General features: G+C 61.2%; 17 protein-coding genes. 3 read left to right on the top strand and 14 right to left on the bottom strand.

Features of this window, described 5'->3' with window-relative positions; genetic code table 11:
* Window positions 1–57: 57 nt before the first annotated feature.
* From HF320_RS06590 to HF320_RS06550, 9 genes are all read right to left on the bottom strand, one after another.
* Window positions 58–609 (bottom strand): hypothetical protein, encoded by a 552-nt coding sequence (locus tag HF320_RS06590; RefSeq protein WP_169277613.1) that lies wholly within the window; start codon window positions 607–609, stop codon window positions 58–60.
* 56 nt (window positions 610–665) lie between these two features.
* Entirely contained in the window at window positions 666–1,199 is a 534-nt protein-coding gene (locus tag HF320_RS06585; protein WP_033500213.1) for a hypothetical protein, read from the bottom strand.
* A 201-nt stretch (window positions 1,200–1,400) separates the two neighbouring features.
* On the bottom strand, window positions 1,401–2,189 hold the full coding sequence (locus HF320_RS06580) for an ATP-binding protein (protein ID WP_073293320.1): 789 nt from the start codon (window positions 2,187–2,189) through the stop codon (window positions 1,401–1,403).
* Between the two features lie 14 nt (window positions 2,190–2,203).
* Complete coding sequence (locus HF320_RS06575) at window positions 2,204–2,719, bottom strand: hypothetical protein (protein WP_073293322.1); 516 nt, start codon at window positions 2,717–2,719, stop codon at window positions 2,204–2,206.
* 4 nt (window positions 2,720–2,723) lie between these two features.
* A complete protein-coding gene (locus tag HF320_RS06570; protein WP_073293324.1) occupies window positions 2,724–2,972 on the bottom strand; it encodes a helix-turn-helix domain-containing protein in 249 nt (82 codons plus the stop codon).
* A gap of 78 nt (window positions 2,973–3,050) precedes the next feature.
* The gene (locus HF320_RS06565; RefSeq protein ID WP_073293326.1) at window positions 3,051–3,269 is read right to left on the bottom strand and encodes a helix-turn-helix domain-containing protein; all 219 of its coding nucleotides are present in this window, start codon (window positions 3,267–3,269) and stop codon (window positions 3,051–3,053) included.
* Window positions 3,270–4,007: 738 nt separating this feature from the next.
* On the bottom strand, window positions 4,008–4,427 hold the full coding sequence (locus tag HF320_RS06560) for a YjdF family protein (protein ID WP_169277612.1): 420 nt from the start codon (window positions 4,425–4,427) through the stop codon (window positions 4,008–4,010).
* A 503-nt stretch (window positions 4,428–4,930) separates the two neighbouring features.
* A complete protein-coding gene (locus HF320_RS06555) occupies window positions 4,931–5,893 on the bottom strand; it encodes an Abi family protein (protein WP_075844146.1) in 963 nt (320 codons plus the stop codon).
* Window positions 5,894–6,006: 113 nt separating this feature from the next.
* Complete coding sequence (locus HF320_RS06550; RefSeq protein ID WP_169277611.1) at window positions 6,007–6,405, bottom strand: hypothetical protein; 399 nt, start codon at window positions 6,403–6,405, stop codon at window positions 6,007–6,009.
* Window positions 6,406–6,807: 402 nt separating this feature from the next.
* Here HF320_RS06550 and HF320_RS06545 point away from each other — a divergent pair, with 402 nt between their 5' ends.
* Complete coding sequence (locus HF320_RS06545) at window positions 6,808–7,689, top strand: class B sortase (protein ID WP_211158996.1); 882 nt, start codon at window positions 6,808–6,810, stop codon at window positions 7,687–7,689.
* Between the two features lie 41 nt (window positions 7,690–7,730).
* Here the strand turns inward: HF320_RS06545 and HF320_RS06540 are convergent, their stop codons facing one another.
* The 5 genes from HF320_RS06540 to HF320_RS09220 all read right to left on the bottom strand — a co-directional run bounded on the left by HF320_RS06540 (window position 7,731) and on the right by HF320_RS09220 (window position 10,872).
* Window positions 7,731–8,504 (bottom strand): hypothetical protein, encoded by a 774-nt coding sequence (locus tag HF320_RS06540; protein WP_152070848.1) that lies wholly within the window; start codon window positions 8,502–8,504, stop codon window positions 7,731–7,733.
* Window positions 8,505–8,508: 4 nt separating this feature from the next.
* On the bottom strand, window positions 8,509–9,279 hold the full coding sequence (locus tag HF320_RS06535; protein ID WP_169277610.1) for an SMODS domain-containing nucleotidyltransferase: 771 nt from the start codon (window positions 9,277–9,279) through the stop codon (window positions 8,509–8,511).
* Window positions 9,280–9,743: 464 nt separating this feature from the next.
* On the bottom strand, window positions 9,744–10,019 hold the full coding sequence (locus HF320_RS06530; protein WP_152070847.1) for a transposase: 276 nt from the start codon (window positions 10,017–10,019) through the stop codon (window positions 9,744–9,746).
* 119 nt (window positions 10,020–10,138) lie between these two features.
* Window positions 10,139–10,417 (bottom strand): PDDEXK family nuclease, encoded by a 279-nt coding sequence (locus tag HF320_RS06525; protein WP_211158995.1) that lies wholly within the window; start codon window positions 10,415–10,417, stop codon window positions 10,139–10,141.
* A 302-nt stretch (window positions 10,418–10,719) separates the two neighbouring features.
* Entirely contained in the window at window positions 10,720–10,872 is a 153-nt protein-coding gene (locus tag HF320_RS09220) for an IS630 transposase-related protein (RefSeq protein ID WP_169277609.1), read from the bottom strand.
* Between the two features lie 181 nt (window positions 10,873–11,053).
* On the opposite strand from HF320_RS09220, the gene HF320_RS06515 reads away from it, so the two are divergent.
* Both HF320_RS06515 and HF320_RS06510 read left to right on the top strand, forming a co-directional pair.
* Entirely contained in the window at window positions 11,054–11,578 is a 525-nt protein-coding gene (locus tag HF320_RS06515) for a type IV toxin-antitoxin system AbiEi family antitoxin domain-containing protein (RefSeq protein ID WP_152070846.1), read from the top strand.
* Window positions 11,575–12,396, top strand: a complete 822-nt coding sequence (locus HF320_RS06510) for a nucleotidyl transferase AbiEii/AbiGii toxin family protein (protein ID WP_169277608.1) — start codon at window positions 11,575–11,577, stop codon at window positions 12,394–12,396. The genes HF320_RS06515 and HF320_RS06510 overlap by 4 nt, the downstream gene beginning before the upstream one ends.
* Window positions 12,397–12,412: the final 16 nt, after the last annotated feature.

Below are 12,412 nucleotides of genomic sequence, written 5' to 3'. Positions count from 1 at the left end.
CCGCGAAGTCTCCCGCGGCGAACGCCGCCGCGGCCAGCGCGGCCGCCGCCTGCCACCTCATCTCTCGGGCCCCTCGATCTGGCGCGGGCCGCGGTCCCGGCCGATGCCCTGGCTGTGGGCCCTCGACGCCTCGCGCGCCCGCTCGGCGCGCTCCGCCAGCCGCTCGGGCGCCTGGCGCCTTTCGGCTATCTCGGAGAGCCGCTCCCTTGCGCGATCGGCGGCCTTGCCCGTCTCTTGCTCCAGCTGGCGGAAGGCCTCGTCGACCTCGGGGGCGTCCTCCACCTTGAAGAGCAGCCAGTCGCGGCCCTCGCCGGGGATGATGTGGTGCTCGACCGACGCGGCGCGCAGCTTGTCGGAGACGACCTCCTTGATCGTCGCGTACTCGGGAAGCCCAGAGAGCTCCTCGAGGCTGAGCTTCGCGTAGGTCGGCGCGCCGTCGGCCGCGATGGCCTCGGCGCGCCCGCCGGCGATGGTCCCGCGGATTCCCGCGAGGCGCTCGGAGAGCTCCCTCGCGCTGCGCGCCATTGCCTCGGCGCCGGCCTCCTGGCCGATTCTCAGCATCCAGTCGAGCAGCTTGCCGCCCGCCTCGTCCCCGTAGTCGCTCGCCATCCCGCGCCTCCCTTCCAGTCGAGATGAAAAAGGGCGCCTTCGCGCCCCGGTCGTCCCTATTCGGCCCCGACGGCCCTCTCGCGCGCCATTGGGGCGCGGGCTTCCTGCCCGGCGTGCGCGCGGCTCGCCTCGCGGGCGGACGCGGCGCGCTGCGCCAGCGGCTCGGGAGCCTTCTCGTGCAGATGGGCCCACTCGCCGCTGCGGCACTGCTCCGGCGTCGCCTCGCACATGTCGCGCATGGCGCGCTCGAACCGCTCGGGCTCCTGGGCGATGGCGCCGAAGCTCCAGCTCTCGAAGCCGGTCCACGCGTCGCCGTCGCGCTTGAGCGTCCACCACTCGTCGCCGCCGTTCACCTGCTGGATGAACGCGAGGTCGCGGTAGCAGAACCCCTGGCGTATGGCCCAGTTGCCCGAGCCGAGCGCCTCGCGGAGCCTGTCGACGCTGTCCGTGCGGGAGAACTCGTAGGGGTACTCCTCGAGGAACGGGTCGTCCTGCCAGTCGAAGCCGCCGACCTTGAGCCAGCCGTTCTCCTGGCACTTCTCCACGAGCCCGTCGTGCTCGCGGCCGGTTATCCTCTCGAAGCCGTCCATGGGCCCTCCGCCTTTCGTTTGTTGTTTGGCGGGCGGCGTCCTCGCGATGGGGGCACGGTGCGAGTCGGAGCAGGCGTGCGTGCCGGCGCGTCGGCGCCGCCCAAGACGTGTATAGCGATTTCGATTGCGGCGGCGACCGGGGCCGCCCGCGATGGGTCGAGCTGGGTCGAGCCGTCCGCGCCTCCACGGGAAGCGCACAAGCTAGCCGAGCCGGCGCCTGTCCCTTCCGCCCAGGTAGACGGGCCTGCAGGTCTGGGAGATCCTGCTCGCGATCGCCTCTGCCGTTACGCGCTCGCCGCGCCTCGCGAGCCTGTCCGCCAGCGCGCCCGGCGCGTAGTTCGACGTGACGATGGTCGGGCGCATGTCCTCGTAGCGCGCGTCGAGCACGCTGAACACGGTGCCGACGGACCATTCCGTCGCGTCCTCCTTGCCGAGGTCGTCGAGCACGAGGACGTCGCACTTGGCGTACCGCGCGACGGCCGCCTCGGTGCCGCCCTCGTCGAACGTGGCCTTCACGCGCTCGAGCATGCCCTTGGCCGTCGTGAAGGCGACGTCGTAGCCGGCCTCGGCGAACAGCCTGGCCATGGCGGAGGCGGCGTGCGTCTTTCCGGCGCCGACGCCCCCGTGTATGTAGAGCCCGGCGCCTCCGTTGCCGGCGAACGAGGCGATGTACTCGGCGAACTCGGGGCGGTCGGCCTCGGCGGCCCAGTAGCGCCTGGGGATGCCCGCGCGCGCGAGCGCCTTCTCCCGGCGGGCGGCCTCCTCCTTGGCGGCGAGGGCCGCGCGCCTTCGCGCCTCGGCCTCCCGCTCGCTGGTTGCGCCCTCGCACGGGCAGGGGGCGCTGGAGACCCAGGCGACCCTGCCCGCCAGCGCTGCGCCGAGCGGTTCGAGGGCGGCGCCGCAGTGCGGGCACGCCCTCGGCTCCGGCTCGTCGAAGGAGAGCCCGGCGGCCCGGGCCTGCTCCAGGGTGATGAGTCCCGCTCGGTCCATCGGGCGCCCCTTCCTTATCTTCTGAAGTCCTTGTTGTCCCTTTTGCTTATTGGGTGGCATATCGTCAGGGGTTTCCCTGTCATTTCGTCAGGGGTTCGGGCTGCGAGCCCTGACGGTTCGTCATCCTTGTTCGCGGCGAACCCTGTCATTTCGTCACCCTTTCGCGCCGGGAACCCTGACGAATCGTCAGGGGTTGCCAACGCTCCGGGCGGCAGCCTCTCGCGCACGATGCGGTATCGCTTGGTGGCATGCCCGCGCGCCGGGGCGTGCACGCCGCACTCCTCGATGAGGCCCTGGTCGAGCAGGTTGCGGATGGCGCGGTGGACGCTGCGCTCCTGCACGTTGAGGAATCGGGCCAGGCCGCCCTTGCTCTCGAAGTAGCCGCACCCGGCGTCGCAGAAGCCGAAGATGCGCGCGTAGACGAGCAGGGGAAGGCCTGAGAGGCCGAGGTCCGCCATCATGAAGTGCCGTACCGTCGCGAACTCGCGCGGGGAGGGGCCGTCGCGCCCCCTCGGGCCTGCGGCCGCCATGGCGCTAGCCCCTTCTTGGCGAGCCGACGACGCTGTTGCGCTCGACCCATGCGACGAGCTCGTCGTGCAGCACGATGCCGTCGCGCGTCTTGCCGCCGATGTAGCGGATCGGGAACGGGTCGTCGCGGTCCTTGGCGAGCCGGTACATGGCGTCGCGGCTGATGCGCAGCATCGCGCACGCCTCGTCGGCGCCGAATATCGCGTTTGTCGATGCGATGAGCCTCACCTGGCTCCTGCTAGTGCTCTTGGTCATGGTCGTCCTCGAGCTCCTTTCGTCTCGAGGCTCCCTCGCGTGCCCGGCCGCGGGCGGCTCCCGGGGCGGTCGCCGCCGTCATTTCCTGCCGCTCCTTGACTCGATGTAGGCGTCCACTGACGCCCTCGAAACCAGGAGCTTCCTGCCGAGCCTGTACGAGTCGATCTCTCCCGACCAGATGAGGTCGTACGCCTTGTTTCGGCTCGCCCTCATGTACTGCTGCATCTCGATCACCGTCATCCATTCGTCGCGGCCCTGGTTGTTCTCGGGCGCGGCGCATTCGGCTGTGCGTGCCATGGTTCCTCCAATCTTCCCGTGCGGCACCGTGCGGGCACACCGCGCGGCACAGTGTCCCTTTTCGTCTGCGCGACGATTGAACCGCCTGCTGGCGCATCGCGCGCATGACGGGAACGGAGACGGGTCGAGGTGGGTCGAGCTGGTCGGGCCTCCACGAAACGGCCATGAGCCGCGTGGCTTAGCTCTCAGCTAAGTCCCTGAAAAGTAAAAGGCGCCCATGCGGGCGCCTGCCTAGGAGCGATGTTCGTTCGGTTGTGGTTGGAATGCTTCTCTTCCGCGGTGCTGTCGTCCGGGGTCCGGCATCTGTCGTTCGCCTCTTCTGTCGTGTTTGATGTTGTGTGTTATGCGAGCGACCTTGCGCGGGCCTGCCGGCCCGTTGCCCCAGGTGCACCCGGGTAAATGGTACCCATCCGTTGGAACATGGACATCGCGGGAGGGCTGTTTGGGCAAGCTAGGATGGATGAGCGGCGGGGTTCTAAATGCAATAATTCGAGCTAAAGGGCCTTGTACTCTCTTTTGTAAAACGCGAGGGTGCAATAAACTCGACGATCCCCCTGAACCTTTTCTGAACGAATCAGCTCTTAGGCGGTATGACGCGACACGCATCGGTAGTGCTCGGACTGGGTTAGTCATCGAGTGGGTATAGAACATACGTTCTGTATAACGTTATAGCACCAGGTGGCAGGCGTAGTTTCAATCGAAGCTACGCCTGCTGCTATATATGGGTTGATGGTGGTATCAATGACCGCGATGCTTCTGTTTGCGCTTCAGTTTTCGCTGCTCGAAGCGCGCCTCCGCCTCATCCGCTCGACGCTGGCTTCTTGCTTGAGCCGATTCCCGCTTCATCGTCTCCCGCTGATTCGCGAGCGCCTGCTGCGCCTTGGTGCTCACCGCGGGCCGTTTAAGGGCTTTCGCCGCCTCGCGGGCGCGTCTCTTGGGGTTCTTCGCGGGCTCGCTCGCCTCGGACGGATCGTCACCGAAGAACGCGAGCTTCGCCCATTTGCTTGTAACGAATCGCAGGATCTCCTCATCGGACGGTTCTGCGCCGAAGACGATGCGGGCGACGCCGTACCTGCCGTCCTCGACATGCTCCGCCAGCCCGACCCAGAATTGGCCGTCGTGATATACGGTCAGGGTGGACGACACGCTGATCTGCATGGCTGGTTCCTCCTTTATGTAGATGACCATGCAGAGAAGGGACAACCAAGGAGGCAGGTTACTGATGCGGACTCCCGCACGCCCACGACTACCCGACGGGGACTGTGTTTTCATCTCTGGTGCCCGCATTGTAGCACGCGCGGATTCACGATGTTGATTGCCGGCGCCTAGACGGAGATGAAGGCGGTTCGTCTAGGTCAAGCCGGTCGCTCGTTCATGAAGCGGCCGATTCCCTGAAAATAAAAGGCGCCCACGAGGACACCTACAGGCTATCTTCGAACTACTTGGTTGGGGCAGACGGAGGAAAAAAATAGGGCAGAATCGCTCTCACGATCCCGCCCCGCAAACCCGAGGGTTTCTAACTGGCTCCATTATTCCGGGCTTCTCAGTTCTGTCATTGACCCAGGTATCATCCGTCTCCTATAGCGAGTGAATATAAAAATAGGGCAGAGTCGCTTGCGCAAGTCCGCCCCTAAAACCGTGAAGGTTTTGCTATCTGCAGGCTATTCTACCAACCCGAGCGATTCTGTCAACCTGCGAAGGAACTCGAGCGCGGAGCGAGCTGCGGCGTCGGGCCCCTTGTCGGGCAGCGCCTCGGTTTCGCCGTCGGCCCTGGCGAACATCTCGGCGAGCTCGGATGCGGCGCGCGAGCGCGAGGAGCCCTCGGGTACCAAGCCGGAGTGCGCCACGAGCACGGTCGCGACCTCCTGCATGGCCGTATTCCCCATCCACTTCCTCCTGGTCGCCTTGGGAATCCCCACGGCGGCGACCCTTCGGGAGACGCCGCTGGACGCCGAGCCCCGGGCGGCGCCCCTCTCGGCGAAGCAGTTGATCAGGCACGAGCCGTGCGCGGCGCAGTTGCGGACGGACTTCACGCGCTTGAGGTCGTAGTGGGAGGCCTCGAGGCGCCTGTCGCCCCATCGCCTGGCGCAGAAGCGCACGAAGTCGATGAGGGTGCCGAACGAGGTGAGCTCAAGGAAGGCCCAGGCAGGCATGTCGCCGGAGTACTTCGCGTAGAGGCTCGAGCTGTAGGGGCTGCGGCCGCTCATCTTGAGCTCGCGCAGGCGGTACTCCCTGTTTGCAGTGGTAAGCGATGCCATGTAGTCGGCCACGATGGCGTAGCCGTCCTCTCCACGGTCCTCCATCTCGCGAAGCAGTGTCACCTTCTGGAAATGCTCGATGTCGAGCGTCATGCCGAGCAGGGCGTGGCGCAGCTCCTGGTCGAGCGCCGCGAGCAGGCGCAGCTGGCCGAAGTCGAGGTCTACGTAGCGGCCGTCGCGCGGGCCTCCCTCGTATTTCGAGAAGAGTTTGCGGTAGGATGCGAGCTTGAAGAAGTTGCACTTGTCGCGCAGGTAGTCCGCGGCCTCTTCCTCGGAACACAGTTCGAAGGCTACGCCCTTCTGCTTGAGGTGCTCTATCTGCTGCTCGATCGTGAGGATCGGCTTCCTATCGTGGGGTTCGGCCATGCTCGGTCTCCTGTCATTGATTTGAGAATCCTATTCTACCAGCATGTTTGCCCTGAATCCTGAAGGCCCGTTCGCCAACTCATAAGCAAGCCACCTGAGACTACTCACTTTGTTCACGAATGGCGAAGACCTGCGACCTGGGGTTTTGCAAATGGCGCGCAAGCCACCCGCGTTAATTCACTTGCGATTGCAGCTGGCGGCTTGCGGGCAAAAGGGCGGTTGAGTTTCAAAACGGGCGTTTTCGGCGCCATCGAGCATCCAAAGGCGACCCGCCGCGCACTTTGGGACAAAAACAAAAACTCAAAGCCCTGAGTTTGAAAAAAGTTTTTGAGGTTGTCCCAGCTTTTGTCCCCGAAGCCGACGAAACGCGACATCGCGTCATTCGGCGGCACGCGTTCCGTGTCGATGCCGAAAACTGGGTGTAACTGGAGTGACGGGACGGAAGAACCGACGCCATCGAGTGGGAGTGACCCTAGGCTAATTTTGCCAAGCCACCTGAAATGATTCACCATGGCTCATAAAGTTCCATTGAGGGTCATAGCGAATCAAGGCACTTGCAAAACAAGAGAATGATTCCACCCCGGAAGCGTAAGTTTCCGGGGTATTTTTATGCCTTTGAACAGGTATTTTGATTTGCTGTCATTCTATGGATTCGATATTCGTTACACCCCATGGCGACCATGCGACAACATAGTGAAAAAGCGACAATCACCAAACCACCTGCGACGAGTGTTCTGGCGATTGCCGCGCTGTTTGAGGGTGATTCGAATCAATCGCGAATCACTGGGCCTTTTTCGGTGGTATTTGACTAAAACACCAGGTCAAATTGAGGGGATGACAAATCAAAAATTAAGCTGATCTCAGCCTCAAAATGCCCCTTGCAACAACGAAAAAAGTGGTTTTGACCGCAAGAAGTGATTCTCAATCATTCCCAAAGTGGCTTGCTAGGCTCCGAATTTCGCCTTCCATTCGGCGAGCTGCTCGGAGGTGATTTCGCCGGACTATTCCGAATCAATCTGCGCAAGCCAAGCTTTGAGCGCCTGAGCGAGCTTGGGCGCTTTCTTCGACGACGGGCCGATCGTCAGGACGACCTCGCCCCCCCCGATCTCTTTCGGCTTGAGGCCGAACTCCTCATCAATCCGGAAGATGAGCTCCAAGGCCTTGGCCTGGCGCTCGCCGCACTCGCCGTCGCCGCGCTATGCACCTGGATCGCCACAGACGACAGCGACAAGGCCGAGATCGCGGAGCCGCTCGAAGGCGCCGTGTCAGGGGAAAGCGAGCATGAGGAGCCCCGGGGTATCGACTGGGACAGCTTGTCCCAGGAAATCGTCGCCTGGATGGAGGTACCCAGCACGAACATAAGCCAACCGGTAGCCAGGCCCGATAAGCGGAACCCGAAGGCCTATCTCTACCTGGATGCGCTCGGCCAAGGCGGCTGCGGCACCCCATACATCGACGCCGACTGCACGGAAGAGTCGCTCCTCGTCCCGATCTGCGGGCGCAGCATGTCCGACGGCAGCGCGTTCGCGGATTTCACGAAGTACAGCGAGGAAGATTACGCGCGAAGCCATTCGCGCGTAATCTTCCTGCATACCCGCGATGGCGGCACGTATGAGCTATCGGTCATTGCCATGGACGTCGTGGACGCCAGTGCTGAGACCGTATGCCCAAGCTTCGACGACCCAAGCGCGATTGCCGAGTGGATTGGCAAAAGCGACCTCGTTCTGCTTGAATACGATGGGTCGAGCAAAGTATTCGCTTTCGCGACCTGCTCATACCAGACCGTCAATTCTTGAACAGTCGTTTATGCGTTGTCGGCAGCCTAATGATTCGAGATTTACGATGCACTCGCCAAAACGGTCGCGGGATTCATTTCTTGCAGCAAATCATTCCATTTTCGAGAAAGCTGATCATTGAGCTTGTTGAAAACTCTAGAACTAAGCCTAGTTTTGTAATGCGCCTTCACGGCTTCGTATTCTAGGGCCGTCGATTTGAGCTTAATTGCATCGATGCCACTTCCGTCGTATTGCCGAGTGACAAAGATGTCAAAAAAGATCTCGTTCAATCGTTTGACCCGTGTATAGCATACTATGCTTCCCGTACAGCCGAAGAGAACGCAAGTAGAGAAAATGCCCTGAGCCAAGATCACTACCACCGCAGGATCGAAGCAGAACATGAAAACAGTCAGGGCGATTGCCGATAGAGTAATTTTCACGATTATCCCAGGAAGCATCTTCTTCAAGATTGCCTCAGTGAAATAGCAGCTTTCGTATAGGTTGAGCGCATATTTCGTTTCAGAATCGCCGGCGCCGTTGTTGTAATAACCTTCCGTGCGCATCGGCGTCAACTTGGTATGGAAAGCGTTTTCAATGGCGCCTTTTCGCCGCCCGTTCTCAGCTTGGTACCACACATGGAGGTCGTCGATCATATATATAGCCGAGTAAGTGAACGCCGATATCGCGATTGCGATGTTCAGGCAGAACGATATATCGTTAGGAGCCACTGTCGCAGCCAGGTTTAAAACTACCGTCAACGCGAACAGTACGGTTTCGGCTACGCCGAGACCCGTGGCAACTTTGTATACTGATGAGTGGTCATCCCTGGTGCTCATGGAATCACTCCGGGAAAATTTTTTTTATTTCCGAGAGAGCGCTGTACGGCATATCATCCGCCTCGTACTTCAGAGCATTGTCGATATGTTGGACCGCATCGTCGACTTTCTTCCAATTCGTATCCCATTGAATGGCGAAGAAGGCCTTTTTCAGATATTCGGTGTAGGAAGAGCAGCAGAGATATGCATATTTCAGCTCTTCAGCGATCTTCTTCTCTAGCTCGAAAGATGCCATGTCTCTGCCGTTTAACGAAAGGTTCCATAGCTTCATGAGGCGAACGACAGGTTTGATCTTGTATTCGTTGTTCTTGTTGCACTCGACGAGGATGTTGTTAAATCCGTTCGGATCGGTTGCTTGCCATTCGCTTCTGCTTGCCGGTATATAGTAGCCGTACCAGCTCTTGTATGCAGGGGTAATTTCGAACGTGATATGTTCCAATTTCAGAACGATCGAGGGACTCGATTGAGCAACGATGCTATTTGGGTACCGGAATTCAGCAAATTTCTTAAGTTTGTCTAGGAAAGTTTGCGGCTTGCATCCGTACTCATTTTTGAATACTGCCATGATGTCAATGTCTGAGCGTGAGTCTGCCGAGCGGGGGAGGATAGTCCCCCTCGTGTAAGACCCGAATAATAGGACATCTGACAAGTCGCTACCAAAATAACCGTTGAGCCTTAATTTTATGGTATCAACCGATTTTTGAATCTTCTCTTTCTCGGTTTCACGAATAACCAAGTCATTTGCTCTGCCCTGCAAATACGAATTAACAGTCATGGCTCCTCCTTATCGAATCAAGCTATAGAGACACGTTCGTAGCTTCTTGATTTATGTTTAGTCAGTTTATTAATCACGAGTATTCTATCAGCCACCTGGAGACAAAACCGCACCGACAAGTTCTGCGCATCAATTTCTACCTTGTATCAAGATGGGCCTTGATACATTCTGAAGCAGTGCAAAATTCCGCGATCTTTCAGGGGCACCTATGGCCAAACAGGTCAAATCCCGAGATCGAGTCATGGACCACGGCGAGGTCTTCACTAATGAGCGCGAGGTCAACGCCATGCTCGATAGGTGGCTTCCGAATGCGAGAGCATTGAAAGCCGCTTCCTTGAGCCCGCCTGCGGCGATGTGAGCTTCCTAGCCGAGGTATTGCGCTGCAAGCTTTCGGTTGTCAAAAAGAACCACGGCAAGTCGGCATCCGACTACGAGCGCAACGCGTTCCTCGCGGTGTCGAGCCCCTACAGCGTGGGGCTGCTCGCTGACAACACCGCAGCACGCCGCAGGCGCTTGTTCTCCTTCTCGAGCTTCAGAAGCCGCTGCTGCTCGGGTGTCCTGCTTCCGGCCGCCTTGCTGGATCCGGTCTCGTTGATCCTGGTGATCCAGCGCCTCACCGTGGACCGGCCCAAGTCGTACTCGGACATGATCTTCGAAACCGGCTTGCCAGCGTTGTAGAGCTCGACTATCTGGCGCTTGAACTCCTCGCTGAAGTGCCTGGGGTGCTGCGGGTCCACCATCTCAGGTCCTTTCTCTCAAGCGATCTTCCTCCCTCGTTTTCCTGCCCAAGATAGTGTAGCCAATCCAGGGCTCCCGGCCCTCCAGCTGGGGCCGGGATGGAGGTCGGTTGCTCGACCCCTCAGCTGAAGGCGTTGATGTGGTGCCTCGGGAGCGCCCTGTCGGTGCTCACGACCAGCATGTCGATGATGTCGAAGCGGACCTGGATGTCGCCGTCGGGCGTGTTGCCTGCGAGCCAGGACGCTGCCGCGATCCCAAGGTCGCTGCGGGGGATCTTGCCGCCCCCGAAGCCGCCCCCGCCGTACTCGGTTGCGGTGACGTCGATGAAGACCAGGGTGTCCTCGTCGCTGGCGATCAGGTCGATCTGGGTTCCCTCGGGGGGAAGTCCAACCGGTCTCAAAAAGCTCGAAGCCCTTGCGCTCGATGAAGCGGGTGGCTGCCTTGACTGCCTTCTCCTGAAGTTCGAAATTGCTCATGATTACCTCCGTTTGTTCGTGGCCGGCCCCTTTGGCCTGCCTTGTGATTCGGAAGCCGCTCAGGTTCTGGCCGAGGGCAAGGAATCAAGCGAAAACCCGGTAGGGCTCGAGTTTTGCGCAGTAAAAGTTTTTCGCGCCTTGCCTGAAGAGCCTGGTTCTGAGCGAGTGTGGCGGAGCCAAGGAAGGCGAAGGGGGACGTCCCGGCATAGGGGTCTGCGCAATGAACTCAGGATGGCTGGATGGGCTTGCCGTCGCGTTTGCGCCTCCACCTGGCCGCGCTCTCATGGCTCACGCCGAAGCGGCGCTCCGCGTCTCGAGCCGAGTGTCCCTCGTCCAAATATGCCAGAACTTCATCGATTGCTTCTTTTGAGTACGCCATTTCGATTCCTCCTCGAGAGATTTTCTCCAGGATTTGGGGCGCACCCCCAGCACCCATGGCGCACTGCGTCATGGGTGCTGGGGGTGCGCAAGGAAGCGGGCCGCGGCGCACTGCAGGCACCATCTCAGGGCTGCATACTTTTGATAGGTCAAAAGTATAGTAAATACGCTATACTTTCGGTATGGCTAAAATCGACGACATATACGAGGCGGTAGACGACTTCGGCCTAATCACCTCTGCTGAGGCAGCCGGGCTCGGCATGTCCAGGGCGGAGATGGTCCAGCAAGAAAAGCTGGGGAAGCTCGTGCGCGTCGCGCGCGGCGTGTACCGCATGCCCATTTGGCCATCGCAGCCGCAGGCGCCCTATGCCATCGCCGTGAAGGCGGCGGGTGAAGATGCCTTCCTCTGCGGAGAATCGGTTGTGGCGCTACTGGGGCTGGCGCCGACCGACCCTACTAAAATGCGTCTCGCGTCGCCGAGGCGCTGCCGGCGCAATCTGGGCCCCGGGGTCACCTTGGAGCGAATGGGTGGGACGGTCCCCGTCTACCTGGAGGGCATCGCCTGCCAGCCCTTGCCGGCCGCCATCGCGGCGGCCTCGAAGACCATGGGGGCCGACAGGGCCGTCGAGGCCGCAAGCGAGGCGCTCGCGCGCGGCTACATAACCAAAGAGGAGGAAGAGCGGATCAAGGAGGAGATAACCCGATGAAGAGGCCCAACAGCATGCGCCATCTCGACGACGCGATACGCAGGCTCTGCGGGGGCGCGCCCCAGGACTTCGTGAGGGCGCGCATCGTGATGGCGAACGCGATCGTGGCGAGCATGCTCCCCGACGGGGTCGTCAAGGGCGGCAGCGCGCTCAAGATGCGCTTCGGCGAGGATAACACACGGTTCACCACGGACCTAGATACCGCCACGGCGACCGATCCCGCAGCCTACGCCGCCCAGCTCGACTCGGGGCTCCGCTCCGGCTGGGAGGGGTTCTCCGGCCGCGTGGTAGAAAAGGACCCGGCCTCACCCGATGGGATTCCCGAGCAGTACGTCATGCAGCCGTATGACGTCAAGCTGGACTACCTCGGGAAGCCCTGGTGCACGGTGCCGCTCGAGGTCGGCCACAACGAGATAGGCGACGCCGACGCGCCAGACTGGGCCGAGCTGACGGACGCCGGCGAGCTCTTCGAGGCGATGGGGTTCCCCGCGCCCGGCAGAGTTCCCCTCATGCCGCTCGACCACCAGGTCGCCCAGAAGCTCCACGCCGTCTCCGGTCCGGGCGATCGGGCCCGCGATCTCATCGACCTCCAGCTGATCGACGCCAGAGCCGAGGTCGACCTTACGGCTGCGAGGGCCGCCTGCCGGAGGCTTTTCTCCTACAGGCGAGCGCAGGCCTGGCCGCCGGCCATTGCCAAGCAAAAGGGATGGGATGAGATGTACGCCTCCCTCGCAGAGGGCCTGCCCGTGCTCCAGGATGTTGACGAGGCGATTCGGTGGGTCAATGAATTCGTCGCCAGGATCGAAGACGCCCGGTAGGCTCGGGCGGAAGCAG

The sequence above is a fragment of the Collinsella acetigenes genome, from assembly GCF_012844445.1.
Lineage (GTDB): Bacteria > Actinomycetota > Coriobacteriia > Coriobacteriales > Coriobacteriaceae > Collinsella > Collinsella acetigenes.
This window is presented reverse-complemented; position numbering and strand designations above follow the sequence as displayed.